Source organism: Mycobacterium sp. E3247, assembly GCF_001667785.1.
Taxonomy (GTDB): domain Bacteria; phylum Actinomycetota; class Actinomycetes; order Mycobacteriales; family Mycobacteriaceae; genus Mycobacterium.
Genome location: NZ_LZJG01000242.1, coordinates 1 through 719, shown reverse-complemented (window position 1 = coordinate 719; position 719 = coordinate 1). Strand labels below are relative to the sequence as shown.

General features: G+C 61.5%; 1 protein-coding gene. It reads left to right on the top strand.

Annotated elements, in window-relative coordinates; all coding sequences use genetic code 11:
- A partial coding sequence (locus A9X04_RS32290) for an acyl-CoA dehydrogenase family protein (RefSeq protein ID WP_197509158.1) occupies positions 1-719 on the top strand: 719 nt, incomplete at both ends.

The window sequence follows — 719 nt, the reverse complement described above, 5'->3', positions numbered from 1 at the left end:
AACGGCGAGAAGTGGTACACCTCAGGGGCGTCCATTTCTCAGCTGGCACTGGTGATGGCCAAGACCGATCCCGACGCCCCTCGTCATCGGCAATACACCACCTTCTTGGTGGAGCTGCCCAACGCGGGTTTCGATATCGTCCGCAATATCCCTATCATGGGCGAATCCGATATCCCCACCTACCAGGGCGAAATCCAGATGGGCCACGCCGAAGTGCGCATCAACGACCTCGTTGTCCCCCACGAGAACATTCTCGGCGGACTTGGACAGGGCTTTGCCATGGGCCAGCATCGCCTCGGCTACGGCCGGCTGCGGCACGGCATGTGGAGCATCGCGAAAGCCCAAGCAGCGCTTGACATGGCGGCCGCGCGGGCATGTGAAAGAGTCACCTTCGGCAAACGGGTGGCTGATCGTCAGGGAATCCAGTGGATGCTCTCCGACTGCGCCGAGAAGCTTTACGTCACCCGGCTGATGATCCTGCACCTGGCTTACAAGATGGAGCACGGGCACGACCTGCGCATCGAGAACTCGATGGCCAAAACCTATATCGCCAACATGCTGATCGAGGTGATCGACACGGCGTTGCAGATACACGGGTCCTTGGGCTACACCCACGACCTGCCGTTGGCGGCCTGGCTCTCAGAGGCGAGAATGAGCCGCATCGTCGACGGCCCCGATGAGGTGCACCGGTGGACGGTGGGGCGCAACGTCGTCAAGGC